Raw genomic sequence first — 19,552 nt, 5'->3', positions numbered from 1 at the left:
ACGGCGGGCCGCCCGACTCCCGGCCCGTTCCGGAGCACGCTCCGGAACGGGCCTTCCCCTTGTGTCCACGCAGGTGTGTCCGCGCCGACGCCGGGCCGACCGCTAGAAGGGGTCGCCTCCGGCGGCCTCCGTGCCTCCGAGGGCGTAGGCCTTGGGCCCGCGGGGGTCGTGGGCGATCCCGGCGATGATCCTCTCGAACATCGCTGTGGGGGCGCGTCCGGGGATCAGCCGGGCCAGGCGCATCATCGTGTCGGTCTGGAGCAGCGCCCGCGGGCCCGAGGTGGCGATACTGCCGGTCGCCCCGTCACCGGCCTTGACCGCCTGCTTGTTCCTGGCGCGCGCGTAGGCGGCGAGTGCGGATCCCAGGTCCGGTTCACCGCCCGACCCCGCCGCCTGCGCGGCGTCGGCGAGCGCGTTCGCCAGGGCCGCGACGTCCTCCATGGCCTGGCTGACCCCTTGGGCCAGGATCGGCGGCATCGCGTGGGCGGCGTCGCCGATCAGCACGCACCGGCCCCTCCACCAGTGCAGCGGGGGGTAGTGGCGCCGGTGCGGGTACAGGGCGAGGTCGTCCTCGGTGAGGGCGTCCAGCAGGCCGCGCACCTGGGGCGCCCACCCGGCGTAGCCGCGGCGCAGGAGCGGCAGCGCGCGCGCCGGATCGTCGTGGCCCTGCCCGGTGGGCTGTTCGATGTCGATGAGCCACTGCACGAGGCCGTCGGCCACCGGGGCCATGCCGACACTGCCCTCGCGCCCCATGTACATGGTGAACCGGTCGTCGAGGGCGAAGGGGGCGGGGATGAGCCCCTGCCAGGTGGCGGCGCCGGTGGGGCGGGCGCGCGCCTTCGCCTCGGATCCGGCGACGTGGGCGCGCACCGCCGAGTTCACTCCGTCGGCGCCGATGAGCAGGTCGCCGGTGAATTCGCGGCCGTCCTCGGTGACCACCCGCACATCGCCGTCGCCGTCGAGGACCCGCACCGCGCGGGCGCCCAAGCGGATGCGGTCCCCGGGGACGCCGTCGGCCAGGCGGGTCACCAGGTCGCGGCGGGTGATGGTGATCGTCGGCGCGCCGTAGGCGGCCTCCAGGCCGCCGGTGGAGACCGTCATCGCGGGCCTTCCGGTGGAGCTGCGCACGGCGACGCCGGTCAGGGGCGCTTCCGCCCCTGAGGTGTCGGCGCCCAGCCCGCGCAGGATCGCGGTGCCGTTGGGCCACAGGACGACCGCGCAGCCGCCGTCGCGCAGCTCGGGGGAGCGTTCGAGGACGGTGACATCGTGCCCGGCGGCGAGCAGCGCCCGGGCGGCGGCCAGCCCGGAGATCCCGGCACCGGTGATGAGAACGCGCATGACCCCACTCTCTACGTCGAGTAGTACGACATCCAGTAGTACTAGACGCCGTCACACCCGCGCAGGGGGCGCCCGCCCGTTGGCCGCATGCGGCCAGGGCAGGGTGCTCGCGCGTAACTGACAGCCCCACTTCGCCGGTTCGCCGGACAAGGCCCGCGCCGCCTGCCTGGTCCACGACCCCGTGAACCGCTCCTACAGGCTCTTCGGATGGACCGTGGACGGGCGCAAGATCTGCGTCGCCGTCCGGGACGACTCCGGGGAGACAGAAGATCCGTTGTCAAGACGGCCATGGAAGTACCGTGAGGAGTATGGCCCAGATGCCGGACGTCTCCATCGATCACGAGGCCGGTGCGGCCTACGCGGCCCTGAGGCAGGCCGCCGTAGCGCACACCCGCGACCACGGCGAGTTCATCGCCGACTACGACGAGGACGGGCGGGTCGTCGGTCTTGAGATATTGACGTTGGAACGACTCCCGGATCTGAACGCGATCCGGGCGCTGTTCCCTGAAGAGGAGGACCGGATCCGTGAGGGGGTGGAGGTGCTCGCCGAGCGGGTGGAGGGCGAGCGAGACCACCCGCGGTAGCGCAACCCGTGCCGGTCCGCCCAAGAGGCGACCGCCGCGGCGATCTCGGCAGGGCGATCCTCCGGGGTGTGGTGCCCGGCGGGGACTTCATGGCGCTCGACCTCCAGGGCCGCCATGTGCTCCACGCACCAAGCGACGAGACCGGGCCCCATCATGGCGCCCGGCCCGGGCGCGAAGTCGATCAGGAGCTTGGGGACGTCCACGCTGTTCGCGAGCCATGCGTCGTAGGCCTCGACGCGGGCCACGACGTCGGCGGGCCCGCCCCCTAGAGGCATGGAGCGTGGCCACTTCAGCAGCGGTCGGCGGCTCGCGCGGGTCGGGTAGGGACGGAGGTACGCCTCCCGGGCCGCGCTGTCGAGGGGGGTGACGACGGTGTCGGGCAGCCCTTTCTCGAGCATGATGTTGTCGTCGAGGATCATGGCCTCCCCCACCCCCTCGGTCTTGATGGCGCGGAACAGCTCGCGGCCGCCCTCGGGGAACTCCTCCCAGGCCATCGGTTTGACGATGGTCTCGGTGAAGGCGATGCCGCGGACCCGGCCAGGGTGGCGGGCGGCGAAGTCGAAGGCGAGCGCGCCGCCCCAGTCGTGGCCGACCAGGACGGCGCCGTCGAGGTCGAGCGCGTCGAACCAGGCGTCGAGGTAGCGGGCGTGGTCATCGAAGGCGTAGTCGATGTCGGGTTTGCCGGAGTCGCCCATGCCGATCAGGTCGGGAGCGAGCAGGCGCCCCCGACCGACGGCCGGCAGGACGTTCCTCCATAGATACGAGGAGGTGGGGTTGCCGTGCAGGAATACGATCGGGGCGCCTGTGCCGCGCTCGCGGTGGACGATCGTCGAGTCGAGGACGGGGGTGGTCGGCATACGGGTTCTCCCAAAAGTGCGTCGAGGGGCGCGGCGCCCCACCGGATCAGCGGAAGGCGGCGGCGCTGCGGGCGGCCCAGTCGGTGAAGGGGCGCGGCGCACGGCCCAGGACCCGTTCGACGTCGGGGCTCACCCGGCGCTCGGCGGGAAGCGGTTCTCCGAGGATGGCGAGGGTGCCTTCCACCACCGGCTCAGGCATGAACGCGAGCATCTGGTCTCGGGCCTCCTGGCGGGCCTGCTCGACGAATCGGACCGGCTCGCCGAGCGCGGCGCCGATCGCCGCAGCCCGCTGGCGCGGGGTGGTCGGGGCGGGTCCGGTGAGCTCGTACACGGAGCCGGCGTGGCCGGGCTGCAGCAGCGCGGCGGCGGCGACCTCGGCGACGTCCGCCGGGTCGACCATCGGCAGGCCGACGTCGCCGAACGGGGCGGCGGCCACCCGCTCGGCGCGGATCGACTCGGCCCAGGCGAAAGCGTTGGAGTCCAACCCGCCGCAGCGCAGCACGGTCCAGTCGAGGCCGGAGCCGAGAAGCGCGGCCTCGAAGGCGGCGGGGTGGCGGTAGGCGTCCGGGCGGGTGACGACGCCGAGGGAGGAGACCAGCACGACCCGGCGGACGCCGCCCGCCTTCGCGGCGGTGAGGACGCCCTGCGGATCGTCCCCGGCCGCCAACAGGAACAGCGCGTCGGCGCCGTCGAACGCAGGGCGCAGACCATCGGCGTCGGCGAGGTCGGCCCGCACATGGCGCACGCCGTCGGGAAGGCCGCGCGCCTCGCCGCGCGAGACCGCGGTCACCGCCTCGCCCGCCTCGTCGAGGATGCGGACCAGTTCGCGGCCGACGTTCCCGGTGGCTCCCGTCACGACAATCATGAGGCCCCTATGTAAGTTAGTTGACTGACTAAGTTGGACGGTAGCACGCCCTGGTGGAGATCTACAATCGGTCAGGTGACCGACTCAGCGAAGCCCAGGACGCGGGCGGCCGACAAGCGCCGACGGCTCTCCGCCGCGGCAGCGCAGGTCCTGCACAAACAGGGCGTCGAGCGCACCACCCTCGCCGACATCGCACACGCGGCCGACGTCCCCGTCGGAAACGTCTACTACTACTTCAAGACCAAAGACGAGCTGGTCAGCGCCGCATTATCCGAGCACGGCACGCACTTGGACGAACTCACCGGTTCCCTGGACCGGTTGCCCGACCCGCGCGAACGCCTCAAGGCGCTGGTCGAAGCCTGGGTCGGGCAGCGCGACACCGCCGCCCGCTACGGCTGCCCCACCGGCACCCTGGCCGTCGAACTGGACAAGCGCGCCGACGGCACCCTCGACGCGGAGGCCGCCGTCGTGATCCGGCGGCTGCTCGACTGGGCCGGACAGCAGTTCCGCGCATTGGGTCTGCCCGACCCGGACGACCTCGCCGTCACCCTCGTCTCCGCTTACCAGGGCATGTCGCTTCTGGCCAGCGCCCTGCGCGACCCCGACATCATGACCCGCGAGGGCGCCCGCCTCCTCCACTGGCTGGACTCCCTTGAGGCCCCCGACCGGAGTCCCTGACCAGTCGGGCGCTCCTCGGCCGGGCCCACGCACCCGCGCGCGCTCCGGACCGTTCCCGGTCCTCCGGGGGACGAGGACCGGGAACGGAGGCCGCGGTGAGGTTCAGGCGGGCGCCCATGTCGAGGTCCACCTCGCCGTACGGGCGCACGTGGGGCCGGGACAGAGGATCAGACCCCGACGGGGCGCCAGCGGGCGAACCACTCCGTGGCGCCCTCCAAGGCCACCGGGAGCGGGGGGATCTCCGGGTGCCAGGCGCGTTCCCACTCCAGGGACACCCACCCCGACCAGCCCCGCAGGACGCTGGCGCACCACTCGATCGGGACCGCGCCCTGTCCCGGGGGCACCGGCTTCCAGCCGCCGTCCGCCGCCACGGCATCCTTGACCTGGAAGTACCCCAGCCGCTCGCCCAGGGCCAGGCGCGTGTGCGACGGTGCCTCCCCCTTGCGCCACGGGTGCAGCGCGTCCCACAGCACGGCGACCGGCTCGCCGGGGTCGAACGGCTCCACCAGGCGCAGCGCGGACACCCCCGTCGGATGGGAGTCGTGCGTCTCCACGAGCAGGCGCACCCCGTGGTCGCGCAGGTCGGGCAGGACGGCGCCGATCCGCTCATGGGCCGCGCCGTCCTCCGGCCCGCCCGGAAAGACCCGCACCGACGGCGCCCCCAGGCGCGCGGCCAGGCCGATCAGCGCGCGCAGCTCCTCCACCACCGGGCCGTCCGGACCGGGCGCGCACACCCGCGCGTAGCCCGCCAGGCAGGACACCTCCAGCCCGGCGCCGCCGATTCGCGCGCGCACCTCGCCCTCCCGCCGCTGCGGCATCCCCGGGTGCACCGCCTCGTCCGGGTGGGCCCGCAGCTCGATGCCGTCGCAGCCGTGGGCCTCGGCGGTGCGGACGGCCTCGGCGACCTCCGCGCCGGGCATGCCCAGCGTGCTGAACGCGAACCTCCAGCTCACCGCTCCTCCTCGTGCTCGACCCGCACCGGCGCGAACCCCACCCGGGTGCGCGCCCCGTCGGCCCAGTCGACCACCAGGGCGCCGCCGTCCTCGGCGGCGGAGGCGACGGCCCCCTCCACCCTCTCGGCCGCCTCCCCGCCGCCCCGGGCCGGAGGCGCGCCCTCCAGCAGGGCCAGCGCCGCGAACAGGGCCGTGCCCGACACGGTCCCGCTGAGCCGGGGCAGCCGCGCCGAAGGCGTGAAGGCGGTCCCCGACGGGGCGGCGACGCGGTCCCGCCCGGCCCACCCGTGCAGGGGGACCAGCACCGACTCCACCGGCTCGTCCGCGCCGACCGCCCACCCGGTCAGCTCGGCGGCGCACCCCTCCGGCGCACCCACCACCCGGTGCACCCGCAGCTCGTAGGCGCCCCGCACCACCGTGGCGGCCTGCACCCGCAGCGCGGGCAGGGCCGGGACGCCGCCCTCGAACACCGGCCGGTGCCAGGAGACCGCCCACGACCACCCCGGCCCCTGGCCCGCGCCCAAGGGCCGGATGCGGCGGCGCGCGCCCGGAAGGCCCCGCCACAGCACGGTGAAACGGTTGTCCGCGGGATCCGCGCCCGAGGTGGGGCCGGTGCGGGTGGAGTAGGCCAGCCGGTCGTAATGCGGGTCCTCGGGCGCCCTCTCCTCCTCGAAGGGCCGCAGGTGGGAACTGCCGTGGTTGTGCACGCGCACGATCCCGTCGGCGCCGGTCGCCTGCACCAGCAGGCCGGGCGCCGGAAGGGCCAGCGCCCGGTCGGCGCCCTCGCTCGGAGCGGCCTGCTCGGTCTCGGTCCACAGCGGGTGGTCCGCGGGGGCGAGCAGCCCCGCGAAGGCCTTGGAGGCCCAGTAGGGCGAGGCGGGCCCGGAATAGGGCTGCAGCGTCGCCGCGTGCGGGCCGTGCCAGCCCAGGGTGAGCAGCCCGTCGCCGCCCACGGCCCCGCGGTCGAGGAAGTAGCGCAGGCAGCCGCTCATCAGCCGCCGCGACGTCCCCGGGGACAGCGGCGTGTTCCCGGTGACCGCTCCGAGCGCCACCGGCGCCGCCGCGGCGAACCGGTAGGTCAGCGAACGGCCCATGTGCAGCGGAGCGCCGTCGCCGCCGAAGAACAGGGCATAGCCCTCCAGGTGCTCGCGCAGGCGGTCCCCGAACCCGGTGGAGGCGCCGGACAGGTGGTCGTCGAGGACCGGGTACAGGTGCATCGCCCACCCGTTGTAGTGGTCGAAGGCCCGGCCGTCGCCGTCGGCGTACCACCCCTGCCCGCGGTACCACTCCTCCAGCAGCTCCAGAGCGCGCGCCCGGGCGCGCGCGGTCTCGGCGTCGCCGCGCCCCACCGATTCCAGGAACCCGGCCACGCTGTAGGGGAACAGGTACCAGTTGCACGGCGCGGGCAGGGAGCGCAGGGCTCCGCGCAGCCACTCCTCGGCCCGGTCCCGGACGCCGGCGTCGAGCCGGTCCCACAGCCAGGGCCGGGTCAGGCGCAGCCCCAGGGCGACCGAGGCGGCCTCCACCATGGGCTGGCCCTGCACGTCGTAGTCGAGGACGAGCGGCCAGGACTCGTGGTCGGCGGCGCCCGGGGCGCGGGTGCCCGCGGCGAGCCCGTCGGCGTAGCGTTCCAGCCACCCGTGTGGGTCGGCGCCGTCGGCCCCGGCGGTGCGGAACGCCGCGGCGAGGAAGGTGCGGGCGTAGCCCTCCAGCCCGTCCGAGCGCGCCCCGGACCGGGAGGGCCGCCCGGGCAGGTCCAGGCGCGCCCCGGCCGGGCTCGCGTGCCGCCAGGCGGCGGCCAGCAGGCCGNGGCGCCCCCCTCCCAATGGGCGCGGGTGTAGCCGGTGCGGGGGCTGCGTTCACGGTCCTCTTCGGGCAGGGCCAGGGCGGGGGGTGCCGGTGCGTTCATGCGCTGCGCTCCAGGTGTTCGCGGTGGACGGGGTGGGCGAACCCGGCGCCGGAGGCCCAGCGGGCGAGCTCGGCCGCGGCGTGCTCGGCCAGGCGCGTCCACTCGTTGCCCTGGGAACCGGCCAGGTGCGGGGTGATCAGCACGTCCTCGCAGCTCCACAGGGGATGGTCGGCGGGCAGCACCTCGGGGTCGGTGACATCGAGCACCGCGCGCACCCGCCCGGCCAGGGCCGCCTCGGCCAGGGCGTCCTGGTCGACCACGGCGCCGCGCGCGGTGTTGATCAGCACGGCGTCGGGGCGCATCGCCCCGATCAGCTTCCGGTCGACCAGGTTGCGGGTGGTGGGCAGGAGCGGGGTGTGCACGCTGACGGTGTCGCTGCGGGCGAACAGCTCGTCCAGGGCGACCGGCTCGGCGCCCAGGGCGTGCGCCTCCCCGGCGGTGACGTAGGGGTCGTGCAGCAGGATCCTCAGGTCGTGCGGGCGCAGCAGCTCGATCACCCGCCGCCCCACCAGCGACGCCGACAGGATGCCGACGGTGCGCTCGTGGTTGCCCACGCCGCGCGGCGTGCACAGCATGTCCTCGCGGCGGCGCCCGGCCCGGTAGTCGCGGGCGCGCTCCAGCACCCGCTTGCCGGTGAGCAGGATCATCCCCACGGTGTACTCGGCCACCGGGACGGCGTTGGCCGCGGCCGCCGACGAGACGGCGATGCCCCGCTCCCAGCAGGCCGGGGAGAGGTGGCCGCGCACCGACCCGGCGGTGTGCACGACGGCGCGCAGCCGCGGCGCGGCGGCCAGTGCGTCCTCGTCGAGCAGGGGGCAGCCCCAGCCGGTCACCAGCACCTCGGCCCCGGCCAGGACCGCGCGCGCCCGGGGTTCGGCGAAGTCGTCCAGCACCGGGCCGGGAGCCAGGTCGCACACCTTGTCCAGGGCCGCCATGGCGCGCCCGTCCAGAACGGCCTCGGCCGCCTGGGGGGACATCGCCAGGGCGGCCTTCGGGCGCCGGGTCACTTGACCGCCCCCGCGGTCAGGCCCGACCTCCAGAACCGCTGCAGCATCAGGAACGCGACGATCAGGGGCAGCACCGCCAGCAGCGACCCGGTGATCACCACCGGGTAGTACTCGGGCGAGGTGGTGGCGGCGCTGTTCCAGTTGTACAGGCCCAGCGTCACCGGGTAGAGCTCCTGGTCGGACAGCATCACCATGGGCAGGAAGAAGTTGTTCCAGATCGCGGTGAGCTGGAACAGGAACACGGTGACGGCGCCGGGCAGCAGCATGCCGAACGCCACCCGGAAGTACAGGGACAGCTCACCGGTGCCGTCCATCCGGGCGGCCTCCAGGACCTCCCGCGGGACGTAGCCGTCGCTGAAGATCCGGCCCAGGTAGACGCCGAAGGGGTTGAACAGCAAGGGGATGAACACCGCCCAGAACGTGTTGACGACTCCGAGGCTGGAGGCGAGCAGGTACAGGGGCAGGGCCAGGACCGTCTGCGGCACCATGACCGCGGCCAGGACCAGGCCGAACAGCTTCTCCTTGTGCCGGAAGCGGTAGGTGGAGAAGGCGTAGCCGCAGGCGGTGCTGACCAGCGCGCTGAGTGCGGCGCCGCCCACGGCGTAGACCAGGGTGTTGAGGTACCAGCGGCCGTAGATGCCGCCGTCGGTGGCGAACAGGTCGCCGATGTTGGACACCGGGGTGAAGCCCTCCAGGGAGAGCAGCCGGCTGGAGAACAGGGCGTCGGCGTCCTTGGCGGCGGCCAGCACCAGCCAGGCCACCGGGAGCAGGGTGTACAGGACGAACACGGCGACCACGGTGTTGGTGGCCGCCCTGCCGGTGAGCCGGGTGGCGGCGGAAGCGCTCATCGCTCCTCCTCGGGGCCTGTGGCGCGGTTCGTCCACCGCGTGATGGCGTACGACAGGGCGATGGTGCAGGCCAGCAGGACCACGGAGGCGGCCGCGGCGAGCCCGTAGCTGTTGCGGTTGAAGGCGGCGTCGAAGATGTACATGCTCGGCGAGAAGCGCGAGTCGATCATCGACGTGGACTGGCTGAGCAGCATGGGCTCGGTGAACAGCTGGAGCGTGAAGATCAGGCTGAACAGCGCCACGGTGACCACCGCCGAGCGGATCTGGGGCGTCTTGACCAGCAGCGCGGTGCGGACCGGGCCCGCCCCGTCGACCACCGACGCCTCGACGACCTCGCGGGGCAGGGCCCGCAGGGCGGTGAACAGGATGACCGTGTTGTAGCCCAGGTTGCTCCACAGCACGACGTTGACCAGCGAGGGCAGGACGGTGTCCACCCCGAGGAGGTCGACGCCCAGGCCGCCCCGGGCCAGCAGGTCGAGGACCGGGCTGATGCCGGGGGTGTACAGGTAGAGCCAGATGACCGCGGCGATGAGGCCGGGCACCGTGTGCGGCAGGTACAGCCCCAGCTGCGCCCAGGCGCGCAGCCGCACCGCCCCCGAGTCCAGCAGCAGGGCCAGCAGCAGCGAGCCCGCCACCAGCAGCGGGATGTAGATCAGGCAGAACAGCAGCATGCGGCCCAGCCCGGCGGTGAAGGTGGGGTCGGCGAGCACGGCGAGATAGCTGCGCAGTCCGACGAAGGACGGGTTCGGCGGGCCGAAGCCCAGCCCCGTGCGGTCGTCGGCGAACAGGCTCAGCCACACGGCGGTGCCGACGGGCACCAGGAACACGGCGGTGAGCAGGGCGAAGAACGGCGTCATGAGCACGCCGCAGGCGAAGAGCTCGCGCCGCCGGGCCGATCGGCGGCCGGAGGGGGCGGGCCGTGCGCGCCGCACGGAACCGGGTTCGGGGGAGGGGGTGGGGGCGGTGGCGGTGTCCGGGGTCGTCGGGCCGGCTGGCGGGGGTGCGCCCGTGCCCATGGGGGTGGCCTCCTCTGTGCGGGGGCGGGCCGGGGTCAGCCGCCCTGCTCACTGATGGACAGGCCCAGCGCCCTCAGGTCCGGGGTGGTGCCGTCCTGGGCCGCGCGCATCGCGTCCAGGAGCGTGCCCCGTCCGGCGCCGGCGCGGGCGAAGTTGTCGTGCATGAGGTTGAGGGTCGAGGTCATCCGCGGCCCCCAGACCCAGTCGTCGCGGACCTTGACCGCCTCCCGGGCGAAGAGGCCGTAGATGTCCTGGCCGCCGTAGTACTCGGGGTCCAGGGCCTGGCGGCCCGCCTCCACGAGCTCATCGACCACGGGGAAGGCCGAGCTGGTGCCCGCCGACAGCCGGGCGCGCATGGCGTCGGGGTGGGAGACCTGCCATTCGATGAACTGCATGGCGGCCTCGGGGTGGCGGCTGTCGCGGGTGACGGTGAAGGTCGAGCCGCCGTGGTCGCCGAGCACCCCGGCGCCGGGCTCCCACTCGGGGAGCGGGGCGACGGTCCACAGGCCCTTCTGGCCGGGGTGGGAGGACATCTGCGCACCGGCGTCCCAGGCGCCGCTGAGCCGGACGAGGACGGTTCCGTCGCCCACTTGGGCGGGGTACCGCGGCCCGCCCACGGAGTTGGCGAAGACGATGTCGTCGTCGATGAGGCCCTGCCAGTACTCGGCCACCCGGCGGGTCGGGGCGTCGGTCAGGGAGACGGTCCAGGTGTCGCCGTCGGTGTCGAACCATTGGGCCCCGGCCTGGCAGGCGTAGGAGGCGAACTGGGTGCCGCCGTCGGTGGGGAAGACGGTGATGCGGCTGCCGGGGAGCCGGTCGCGCACGGCGCGGCCCAGGTCGGCGAAGTCCTCCCAGGTGCGGGGGACCTCGAAGCCGTGCTCGTCGAACACGTCCCGGCGGTAGTGCATGACCATGGGCTCGATGTCGAGGGGCAGGGCGTAGATGCGGCCGTCGAAGGTGGCGCGCTCCAGGGCCTGGGGGAGCAGCAGGTCCCGGGTGCGGTCGCTGACCAGGCCGGTCAGGTCGGTGGCCACGCCGTCGATGGCGAAGCCGGGGAGCTGGGGGTATTCGAGGGTGGCGACGTCGGGGGCGTTCCCGGCGCGGGCGGCGTTGCTGAGCTTGGCGTAGCCGCCCTGGGTGCCGGAGGGGATCTGCTCGAAGTCGACCTGGATGCGGTCGTGGGCGGCGTTGAAGGCGTCGACCACCTCCTGGCTTCCGCGGATGGCGGACCAGAAGGTGATGCGGGTGGGGCCGCGCCCTCCGGAGGGGCGGGGGCGGTCGGGGGCGCACCCGGCGAGTGCGCCGATCGCGGGCAGGGCCAGCCCCGCGGCCAGGACGCCGCGGCGGCTCGGAGCACCGCTCATCAGTGCCTCCTGCTCCTGTAGTCCAGGGGGGACACCGTGATTCTCGCCATATGAACGGATAGCGGTCAATAGTTCATTCAAAAGTAAAATTCGATCAAATGATCACGCGCGCCCGGTGGGTAGGCGGGCCGAGCGCCCCTGCCTCGGCGGCGGCCGGGACGGCGAAGCCTTCGGCGGTTGCGGCCGCCATGGGCGGGAAACGGCAGGCGACCCGCCGAAATGCAGGACGCCGATCGGGGCGCCGACACTGGGGAAGGGCCGCGCCGACACCGCGACGACCGAACCGGCCTGGTCGGCGGAAGTTGCACCACTCCAGCAGACGCGAGCCTCGGTGCGACGCGATGTCGAGGGGGGCCGACGGCTCCATGGCCTTCCTCGTCGCCGAGTGCGGCCGCCGATTGCCGCGCCTCGATGACATCCGCTGGAGCGGTGTCATTCCCGGCGGCCGTGGCCGCAGTCAGCGCACGGTCCTCGGCCGTCTGTCGACGGGCGGGGCGCCGGTCAGGGCCTTCAGGGTGGGCCGGACCCGCCCTGGAGCCGTACCGGCCGCGCTGCACCGGCCAGATGAAGACGACACCACTGAACCGGACGTGACCCACCGACACGGTCCTACCGCCGCGGCAGGTGCCGTCGAGGCGGGATCGACGAACGCCGCCAGGACTCGTGAACAGAACCGAACAGGCGCAAGCGGGCGGCTGTCGGGCATGGACACGGCCGCCCCTCGGAGCAGCGGCATCGCCGTTCGGCCGGGGCAACGGGGCCGGGACGGCGCGGCACGTGCGCTCCGCCCGCCCCTCCGCCGCGGTCAGGGGGTGGGCGCGCCCCGGGTCGACTCGCGTACCTCCAGGCGCGGGAGCACCTCCACCCGGCGCGGGCTCCACGGCGTCCCCGCCGCCTCGGCGGCCAGGCGGTCCCGCATCAGCTCCGCCGCAACCCTGCCGACCTCGGCCTTGGGCGGGGCCACCGCGGTCAGCGGGATCGCGCCCAGCGCCGCGACCACGTCGTCGTAGGCCACCACCGAGCAGTCCTCCGGCACCCGCACCCCCGCCTCGGCGAGCCGCTGGACCAGCATCAGGGCGTCGACGTCGCCGTGCAGCAGCGCGGCCGTGGCCCCGCGGCGGCGCAGCAGCGCCGCGAGCCAGCCGGGATCGTCGAAGTCCGGCTCCGGGCCGGCGTCACCGTCGGCGTCGGCGCCCTCGGCGCTGAGCACGGCCGCCCAGTCCTCCACGCGCGGGTCTGCCGAAGCGACCTCGCCGAAGGCGGCGCGGACCGCGCGCGCGGTCGGGCTGTCGGCACGGGCGGCCAGCACGATCCGCCGGTGCCCCAGGCCGACCAGGTGGTCCACGGCGAGCCGGACCCCATACCCGTGGTCGCTGCACACCGCGTCCATGGTGTGCAGCGGGCCGCCCGGCCGGGGCCTGCGCTCCATCAGCACGGTGGGCCGCTCCACCCGGGCCAGCCACCCCTGGTCGGCCTCCTCCTCGGCGGCCGAGCGCCAGCGCGGCGCGATGAGCAGGCCCCGCGCGCCCTCCTGGGGGATGCGCTCGACGATGGGGCGCTCGGCGCCCTCCACCTGGGGGGCGATGTGCAGCACCACGCGCATCCCGGCCGCCTCCAGCGCGGTTCGCGCGCCGTACATGACCTCGTTGAGGTAGGCGTGCCGCTCGGGCACGACCAGGGCCACGGCGCCGGGCCCACCCGGCGGCGGCGCGGAGGGGCGCTCGGCGGGGACCAGGGAGCGGGCGCTGCCGTGGCCCCGCCGCAGCCTGCCCTCCTGGGCCAGCACCTCCACATCGCGGCGGACCGTGACCACCGAGACCTCCAGTTCGGAGGCCAGGTCCGCCACCCGCACCTCGCCCCGCGCCCGGACGGCGGCCAGGATCCTCCGGCGCCGCTCGCCCACCGGCTCGCGCATGCCCACCCCCGATGTTCGTTTGACCGTTTACCCGGAAGCATAGCGATCACTTCGGTGCGCGCCCCGCCCGCGCCCGGCGGGGGGGACACGGTCGCGGCACGAAGCGATCCGGTCCCTCCCCGGGGACCGGCGCAACGATCCGATGGCCCGACGACCACGTCGGGGCGAACAATCGGTTCGATCGTCGCCCGATCCGCCTGTCCGGCTACACACGGTTGCACTTTCCTGAGAGAATCCACATCCCTGAGAGAATTCCCAGGAAAGTCGGCGGAGCGCGACGCGCGGCAGCGGTACCGGGCGCCGCGCCCGCCGTCAGGTGACGGCCCCGATACGCAGGCAAGGACCTCCGTGACGACGCAATCCCAGCCCGCGCCCCCGACCACCGCACCGACCGCCCCCGCGCCGCGCCGCTTCTTCCCCGAAGTGCAAGGCCTGCGCGCGCTGGCCGTCGGGCTCGTGGTCGCCTACCACATCGACAAGGACCTGCTGCCCGGCGGCTACATCGGCGTCGACGTCTTCTTCGTCATCTCCGGGTTCCTCATCACCACGCTGCTCCTGCGCGAGGCGCGGGAGCAGGGGCGGGTCTCCCTGTCTGGCTTCTACATCCGGCGGGTGAGGCGCATCCTGCCCGCCGCCACCGCCGTGCTGGCCGTCACCGGCGCCGCGGCCGTCCTGCTGCTGCCCTCGGCGCAGCTGCTCGACACCGCCAAGCAGATCCTCGCCTCGGCCGCCTACGTGCAGAACCTCCTGCTGGCCCGGGAGTCGGTGGACTACCTGGCCGCGGGCTCGGCCGAGAGCCCCGTGCAGCACTTCTGGTCGCTGGCCGTGGAGGAGCAGTTCTACCTGGTGTGGCCGCTGCTGTTCATCGGCTGGACGGCCCTGCCCGCGCACCTGCGCCGCGCCCGCGCGCTGCTGCTGGGCGGGGGCGGCGTCATCGCGGTGTCCTTCGCCCTGTCGGTGTGGATCACCTCGACCGACCCCAGCCCCGCCTACTTCCTGCCGCAGACCCGCATGTGGGAGCTGGCCGTGGGCGGTGTGCTGGCGATCGTGCTCACCTACCGCCGCCTCCCCGAGCGGGTGCGCGCCGGGCTGGGCTGGGCGGGCCTGCTGGCCATCGTCGCCTCGGCCGCCGCCTACGACGACGCGGTCGCCTTCCCCGGCTGGGCGGCGGCGCTGCCCGTGCTGGGCACGGCCGCCGTCATCGCCGCAGGGCACACCACAGGGCCGCTGTCGACCTACCGCCTGCTGAGCGCGGCGCCCGCCCGCTTCGTCGGCGACATCTCCTACGCCCTCTACCTGTGGCACTGGCCGCTCATCGTGTTCACCCTGGCCGCCACCGACTCCCACTCGCTCGGCCCGGCCGGGGGGCTCGCGGTGGCCGCAGGGTCGGTCCTGCTCGCCTGGGCCACCAAGATCGCCGTGGAGGACCCGGTGCGCACCGGCGGGCTGCTGAAGACCGGCCGCTCCGCCCTGGCCTTCGCGGTGGCGGCGGTGCTCGCCGCCGCCACCGTCAGCGCGGTGCAGTACGGGCACGTGCAGGCCAAGCGCAACGTGCCCTTCGACCCCGCGGTGCACGTCGGCCCCCAGGCGCTGTCCGGCCCCGCCCCCGAGGGCGACACCGCCGCCGACATCTACCCCTCGCCCCTGGACGCCCTGGACGACCTGCCCAGCGTCTACGACGACGACTGCCAGGCGATGCCCGCCGACCGCAGCGCCGACCCGTGCGTCTACGGGCCCGAGGACGCCGACGTGCAGGTGGCCGTGGTGGGCGACTCGCACGCCGCGCACTGGGTGCCGGCCGTGCGCGAGGTCGCCGAGGAGCACGGGTGGCGGGTCTCCACCTTCACCAAGTCCTCCTGCCCCTTCACCACCGAGACGGTGACGCGCGCCGGCGACGACGACCGGCCCTACGAGGAGTGCGCGGACTGGAACGACGACGTGGTGGACCAGCTGACCGGCGGCCTCGCCCCCGACCTGGTCTTCACCAGCGCGCGCAGCAGCGCCGAGAGCGCGCGGGCGGGCGGCGGCGAGGAGGGCAAGCGCCGCATCGCCGAGGGCATGGCCGAGCAGTGGGAGGCCGTGGAGGAGGTCGGCGGCTCGGTGGTCGCCATCGCCGACACCCCCACCCAGCGGGCGCGGGTCCCCGAGTGCGTGGAACTCAACCCCGGCGACCCGTCGGTGTGCGCCAAGGAGCGCGACGAGGCGCTGGGGGAGGAGGACCCGCAGCTCATGGCGGCCGACATGGACGGCGCCGGGGCCGAGGTGGTCGACCTCAACGACCGCCTGTGCACCGAGGACAGCTGCCCGGCCGTGGTGGGCAACGTCCTGGTGTACCGGGACAGCCACCACCTGACCGCCACCTACTCGCAGATGCTCGCCGCCGACCTGGAGGAGGAGGCCGCGGACCCGCTGAGCCGCCTGTGACCCGGGCCCGCGCCGCCGGTCCCGGCGCCCGGCCGCCATCGGCGCGCCGATGGCGGCCATCGGGCCCGTGATTGGTGCGCGGGGGCGCGCGGCCGTAGGGTCGCCCGGTCCGCGCCGGTCCGCGGCGCGGCCGAACGGCGACGGAAGGCGGCCGATGGCGGATTTCTACCACGTGTGCTTCGCCGTGCCCGACATCGAGCGGGCCATGGGGGACCTGACGGCGGCCGCCGGGGCGGCCTGGGGTGCGCCCCGCACCGAGACGATGGGGGACTGGGGGTTCCGCATCGTGTTCTCCCGCGGGGAGGCGCCCTTCATCGAGCTCATCGAGGGGCCGCCCGGCAGCCCGTGGGACTGCGGGGGCCGGGCGCGCTTCGACCACCTCGGGTACTGGGCCGCCGACCTTGGGCGGGAGAGCGAACGGCTGGTGGCGGCGGGGGCGCCCCTGGACTTCTCCGGGTGCCCCTACGGGCGCCCGTTCGCCTACCACCGCCTGGACTCGGTCGGGGCGCGCATCGAGGTCGTGGACGCCGCCCGGCGGCCCGCGTTCGCCTCCTCCTGGGGGCTGGACTGCGGCGGCACGACGGTGCTNGGGCCGCCCCCCCCCCCCGCCGGTACTCGGCCGGGCTGAGGCCGTAGGCCCGCTTGAAGGCGGTGCTCAGCGCGAACGGGGAGCCGTAGCCGACCGTGCGGGCGACGGCCTCCAGCGTCGCGCCGCCCTCGCGCAGCAGGTCGGCGGCCATGGCCAGGCGCAGCCCGGTCAGGTAGGCCATCGGCGGCTCGCCCACCAGGTCGGTGAAGCGGCGCGCCAGCACCGACCGGGAACAGCCGCACTCGGCGGCCAGGGCGGCCACCGTCCACGGACGTCCCGGGCCGCCGTGCAGCAGGCTCAGCGCCCGGCCGGCCACGGGGTCGGCGCGGGCGCGGAACCAGCCGGGGGCGTCGGCGCCCCGGCGGGCCATCCAGGCGCGCAGCACCGCGATGAGCAGCAGGTCGAGCAGGCGGTCGAGGACGACCTCCTGGCCCGGGGCGTCGCGGTCGATCTCGGTGCGCAGCAGGGCGGTGAGGGCGGCGACGGGCTCCGCCGAACCGTCCGGGCCGTGGTCGGGGCCTCCGCCGGGTGCGCGCAGGGCGGCGACGGCGGGCAGGGCGCCCAGCAGGCGCCGCCCGACCTCGCCGCCGCCGCGGTAGGTGCCCACGAGCATCTCGGTGGTGCTGAGCTCGGCCTCGTCGCCCCAGGTGCGCACGCCCCGGGCGAGGGTCTCGCGCAGGGGGCGGCCGTGGAGGGTGGTGCACCGCTGGTCGGGCCCGATGACGATGCGGGCGGGGGTGTCGGGCGGGTCCGCGACGGTGTAGCGGGCGGGGCCGAGCACCACGGCGGCATCCCCGGCCGACAGGCGCACGGGCTTGGCCCCCTCGGAGAGCACGTGCGCGGCGCCCCGAACGGCGAGGACGAGGGTCAGCGGGGCCTCGTCCTCGATGCGCAGCGACCAGGGCGAGGCGAGCAGCACGCGCAGGAGGAAGGCGCCACGCGCGCGGGGGCCGTCCAGCAGCCCGGCCAGTTCGTCCATGACAGGAGTGTCGCACCGCGGGGACGCGCGCTTATGCGCGCGAGCGTCTGAGCGATGGCGGGGGTCGGGGCGGGGCTGTTGACTGGGGTGCACCGGCCGCACAGGGCCGGGCGGGGTCCAGAGGGACGGGGAGGCCTGCGATGGCGGAGTTCTGGCAGCTCGCGGTTGCGGTGGCGGCGCTGCTCGCCACAGGGGTGTACGCGGGCCTGTTCTTCGCGTTCACGGTGGGGGTGATGCCGGGGCTGCGGGGCGTGGGGGCCCAGGTGTTCGTGGGGGCGATGCAGAGCATCAACCGGGCGATCGTGAATCCGGTGTTCCTGGTCGTGTTCCTGGGGGCGCCCGTGCTGGCGCTGGTCACGGCCGTGTCGGCCACCGGGGCGGGCGGCGTGGCGGCCGTGGCCGCATGGGCGGCGTTCGCGCTGGTGGCGGCGGTATTCGTGGTGACGGTCGCGCTGAACATTCCGCTGAACGACGCGCTGGAGGCGGCGGGACCGGTGGAGGGCACCGAGGCGGAGGCGGCCCGGAGGGCCTTCGAGGCCCCCTGGGTCCGGTGGAACGCGGTGCGGACGGTCCTGTCGGCGGCGGGGGCGGCGTGCCTGGCGGTGTCGGTGGCCGTCGGGTGAGGGGCTGAGATCGTTGATGGGAGATCTCTGAACCTGCTGAGGGCACGGCGAGGGGCACCCGCGGCCGGTGTGTGCGGGCCGGGTGCGCCAGAGGACCGGGCCGGTGGTCCGGGCATTGAAGGGGCCGTTGGGGCCGGGGCGTGCCGGAGGGGCCGCGCGCTCTGCGCCCCGATCCGGCACGTCCGGCTGGTCGGCGCCCCGGTCGAGCGGCCGCCGGTGGCCTGCGACCACTGGTCGGGGCACACATATCCCATCAACGATCTGAGAGGGCGTGGGTGGCGGATCGGTCCTCGGGGCTGCACGATGCCCCCGGAGAGCGGCGACTGCGGAGGAGGGCCCGTGGGGCGCGCCGTCCTGGGCCTTCGGCCATGTGCCCTCACGCGGGCCGATAGAAGGGCCGCCCGGCCACCAGGACCACCGCGATCCCGCACACGCCCGCCACGGCGACCGCCGTGTGCGGCGGGACCGCCTCGGCCACCGCCCCCGCCGCCGCGAACCCCACGCCCTGGGTGATCATCAGGCCCGCCGAGGCCAGGGTGAACACGCGTCCGCGCATCTCCTCCGGCGCCTCCTCCAGCAACAGGGCGTCCAAGGCCAGCGTGTACCCGAACCCCAGCGCCCCCGCCCCCAGCAGCACGACGGCCACCGCCGGGCCCGGCCCCGCCGCGAACACCGGGAACGGCAGGAACGCCGCCACCGCCAGCGGCACCATCCAGCGCCGCCGCCGTCCGGCGTCGAGCACCGTCCCGGCCAGCAGCTCGCCCGCGACCGTGCCCACCGGACCGGCCGACAGCAGCAGCCCCACCAGGACCGGCCCGCCGCCCATGCCGTCGGCCAGCGGGGCGGCCAGCGCCTCGGGCCAGACCATCAGCGCCGGGGGCAGCCACATCAGCAGCAGGACCGCGCGCAGGCGCGGGACCCGCAGGGCCCTGCCGACCCCCGCCAGCGAGGCCCCCACCACGCGGCCGCCGGGGCCCTGCCGGGCGGGGCGGGCCGCCGTGCCCACCAGGACCAGCAGCCCCGCGGCCGCCATCATCGCCGCCGCCACCGCCAGCACCGCCTGCGGCCGCAGCACCAGGAGCAGGGTCCCGCCGAACGCGAACCCGGCGATCTGCGCGGTCTGGGCGGCCATCCGCAGCAGCGACCGCCCCAGCGGGAAGCCGTCGCCCGCCAGCACGTCGGCGACCGCGGCCGAGCGGCACCCCTGGTACACCGGCGCGACCAGGCCGGTCACCGCCAGCAGCCCCAGCATCACCGGGACGGGGGCGCCGGGCAGCGCCATGGCGGCGACCAGCAGCGCGTTAACGGCCTGTGCGCCGCTCATCAGCGAGCACGCCGGGTAGCGGTCGGTCACCGCCGACAGCAGCGCCGCGCCCACCAGCTGCGGAGCGAACCCCAGGGCGAACGCCAGCGCGGACAGCAGCGGCGACCCGGTCCGGTCGAACACCAGCACCGACAGGGTGATCTGGACGGCGACCAGCGCGAGGACGGACAGCACCTCGGCGGCGAGCAGGGCGCGGAACTCGCCGACGGCGAGAACGCGCAGGTAGGTGGCGCGGCCTTCGGGGGCCGCGGGGGAGGCGGTCGGCATGCCCCGACCGTG

15 protein-coding genes and 2 pseudogenes are annotated in these 19,552 nt (G+C 74.9%); 5 read left to right on the top strand and 12 right to left on the bottom strand.

The genetic code is table 11. From position 1 onward, the window contains the following. Positions 1-102: 102 nt before the first annotated feature. On the bottom strand, positions 103-1,338 hold the full coding sequence (locus D476_RS33300) for an FAD-dependent oxidoreductase (RefSeq protein WP_017624620.1): 1,236 nt from the start codon (positions 1,336-1,338) through the stop codon (positions 103-105). Positions 1,339-1,646: 308 nt separating this feature from the next. Between D476_RS33300 and D476_RS40110 the strand changes: the two are divergent. Next, positions 1,647-1,736 (top strand): annotated as a pseudogene (locus tag D476_RS40110) (hypothetical protein); the annotation flags it as partial. 20 nt (positions 1,737-1,756) lie between these two features. Here D476_RS40110 and D476_RS0114280 read toward each other — a convergent pair. Then, positions 1,757-2,779 carry a haloalkane dehalogenase gene (locus tag D476_RS0114280; protein WP_017624619.1) on the bottom strand — a complete coding sequence of 341 codons (1,023 nt, stop codon included), beginning with the start codon at positions 2,777-2,779 and terminating at the stop codon, positions 1,757-1,759. Positions 2,780-2,825: 46 nt separating this feature from the next. Beyond that, positions 2,826-3,644, bottom strand: a complete 819-nt coding sequence (locus tag D476_RS0114275; protein WP_026123500.1) for an NAD(P)H-binding protein — start codon at positions 3,642-3,644, stop codon at positions 2,826-2,828. Between the two features lie 75 nt (positions 3,645-3,719). Here D476_RS0114275 and D476_RS0114270 point away from each other — a divergent pair, with 75 nt between their 5' ends. After that, on the top strand, positions 3,720-4,322 hold the full coding sequence (locus D476_RS0114270) for a TetR/AcrR family transcriptional regulator (RefSeq protein ID WP_017624617.1): 603 nt from the start codon (positions 3,720-3,722) through the stop codon (positions 4,320-4,322). 167 nt (positions 4,323-4,489) lie between these two features. Here D476_RS0114270 and D476_RS0114265 read toward each other — a convergent pair whose 3' ends face one another. The 7 genes from D476_RS0114265 to D476_RS0114235 all read right to left on the bottom strand — a co-directional run bounded on the left by D476_RS0114265 (position 4,490) and on the right by D476_RS0114235 (position 13,334). After that, on the bottom strand, positions 4,490-5,275 hold the full coding sequence (locus D476_RS0114265) for a sugar phosphate isomerase/epimerase family protein (protein ID WP_017624616.1): 786 nt from the start codon (positions 5,273-5,275) through the stop codon (positions 4,490-4,492). After that, positions 5,272-7,101: a DUF2264 domain-containing protein gene (locus D476_RS33295; RefSeq protein ID WP_017624615.1), complete on the bottom strand. Its 1,830-nt coding sequence runs from the start codon at positions 7,099-7,101 to the stop codon at positions 5,272-5,274. The genes D476_RS0114265 and D476_RS33295 overlap by 4 nt, the downstream gene beginning before the upstream one ends. A gap of 79 nt (positions 7,102-7,180) precedes the next feature. After that, the gene (locus D476_RS39755; RefSeq protein WP_017624614.1) at positions 7,181-8,191 is read right to left on the bottom strand and encodes a hydroxyacid dehydrogenase; all 1,011 of its coding nucleotides are present in this window, start codon (positions 8,189-8,191) and stop codon (positions 7,181-7,183) included. Beyond that, entirely contained in the window at positions 8,188-9,039 is an 852-nt protein-coding gene (locus D476_RS39750) for a carbohydrate ABC transporter permease (RefSeq protein WP_017624613.1), read from the bottom strand. The genes D476_RS39755 and D476_RS39750 overlap by 4 nt, the downstream gene beginning before the upstream one ends. Beyond that, a complete protein-coding gene (locus D476_RS0114245) occupies positions 9,036-10,055 on the bottom strand; it encodes a carbohydrate ABC transporter permease (RefSeq protein ID WP_017624612.1) in 1,020 nt (339 codons plus the stop codon). Before D476_RS0114245 ends, D476_RS39750 begins: the two co-directional genes overlap by 4 nt. A 35-nt stretch (positions 10,056-10,090) precedes the next feature. Further along, positions 10,091-11,419, bottom strand: a complete 1,329-nt coding sequence (locus D476_RS0114240; RefSeq protein WP_017624611.1) for an ABC transporter substrate-binding protein — start codon at positions 11,417-11,419, stop codon at positions 10,091-10,093. Positions 11,420-12,224: 805 nt separating this feature from the next. After that, positions 12,225-13,334 carry a substrate-binding domain-containing protein gene (locus D476_RS0114235; protein ID WP_026123499.1) on the bottom strand — a complete coding sequence of 370 codons (1,110 nt, stop codon included), beginning with the start codon at positions 13,332-13,334 and terminating at the stop codon, positions 12,225-12,227. Between the two features lie 348 nt (positions 13,335-13,682). Here D476_RS0114235 and D476_RS0114230 point away from each other — a divergent pair, with 348 nt between their 5' ends. Next, a complete protein-coding gene (locus D476_RS0114230) occupies positions 13,683-15,758 on the top strand; it encodes an acyltransferase family protein (protein WP_017624609.1) in 2,076 nt (691 codons plus the stop codon). 49 nt (positions 15,759-15,807) lie between these two features. Beyond that, positions 15,808-16,386: a VOC family protein gene (locus D476_RS40245; RefSeq protein WP_083939521.1), complete on the top strand. Its 579-nt coding sequence runs from the start codon at positions 15,808-15,810 to the stop codon at positions 16,384-16,386. Here the strand turns inward: D476_RS40245 and D476_RS36375 are convergent. After that, positions 16,364-17,326 (bottom strand): annotated as a pseudogene (locus tag D476_RS36375) (AraC family transcriptional regulator); the annotation flags it as partial. The gene D476_RS40245 and the pseudogene D476_RS36375 sit on opposite strands and share 23 nt — an antisense overlap. Before the next feature lie 140 nt (positions 17,327-17,466). Here D476_RS36375 and D476_RS0114215 point away from each other — a divergent pair. Then, positions 17,467-17,949 carry an anthrone oxygenase family protein gene (locus tag D476_RS0114215; protein ID WP_017624607.1) on the top strand — a complete coding sequence of 161 codons (483 nt, stop codon included), beginning with the start codon at positions 17,467-17,469 and terminating at the stop codon, positions 17,947-17,949. A gap of 376 nt (positions 17,950-18,325) precedes the next feature. Here D476_RS0114215 and D476_RS0114210 read toward each other — a convergent pair whose 3' ends face one another. Then, a complete protein-coding gene (locus tag D476_RS0114210) occupies positions 18,326-19,540 on the bottom strand; it encodes an MFS transporter (protein WP_017624606.1) in 1,215 nt (404 codons plus the stop codon). Between the last annotated feature and the right edge of the window lie 12 nt (positions 19,541-19,552).

The sequence above is a fragment of the Nocardiopsis chromatogenes YIM 90109 genome (assembly GCF_000341185.1).
In the GTDB taxonomy this organism is placed as follows: Bacteria; Actinomycetota; Actinomycetes; order Streptosporangiales; family Streptosporangiaceae; genus Nocardiopsis_A; species Nocardiopsis_A chromatogenes.
This window is presented reverse-complemented; position numbering and strand designations above follow the sequence as displayed.

Bases quoted from the DNA above. Each gene is read 5' to 3' on its own strand.
- D476_RS0114210 (WP_017624606.1), bottom strand. From the start codon at position 19,540: ATGCCGACCGCCTCCCCCGCGGCCCCCGAAGGCCGCGCCACCTACCTG.
- D476_RS33300 (WP_017624620.1), bottom strand. From the start codon at position 1,338: ATGCGCGTTCTCATCACCGGTGCCGGGATCTCCGGGCTGGCCGCCGCC.
- D476_RS39750 (WP_017624613.1), bottom strand. From the start codon at position 9,039: ATGAGCGCTTCCGCCGCCACCCGGCTCACCGGCAGGGCGGCCACCAAC.
- D476_RS0114275 (WP_026123500.1), bottom strand. From the start codon at position 3,644: ATGATTGTCGTGACGGGAGCCACCGGGAACGTCGGCCGCGAACTGGTC.
- D476_RS0114235 (WP_026123499.1), bottom strand. From the start codon at position 13,334: ATGCGCGAGCCGGTGGGCGAGCGGCGCCGGAGGATCCTGGCCGCCGTC.
- D476_RS0114280 (WP_017624619.1), bottom strand. From the start codon at position 2,779: ATGCCGACCACCCCCGTCCTCGACTCGACGATCGTCCACCGCGAGCGC.
- D476_RS0114240 (WP_017624611.1), bottom strand. From the start codon at position 11,419: ATGAGCGGTGCTCCGAGCCGCCGCGGCGTCCTGGCCGCGGGGCTGGCC.
- D476_RS0114215 (WP_017624607.1), top strand. From the start codon at position 17,467: ATGGCGGAGTTCTGGCAGCTCGCGGTTGCGGTGGCGGCGCTGCTCGCC.
- D476_RS0114245 (WP_017624612.1), bottom strand. From the start codon at position 10,055: ATGGGCACGGGCGCACCCCCGCCAGCCGGCCCGACGACCCCGGACACC.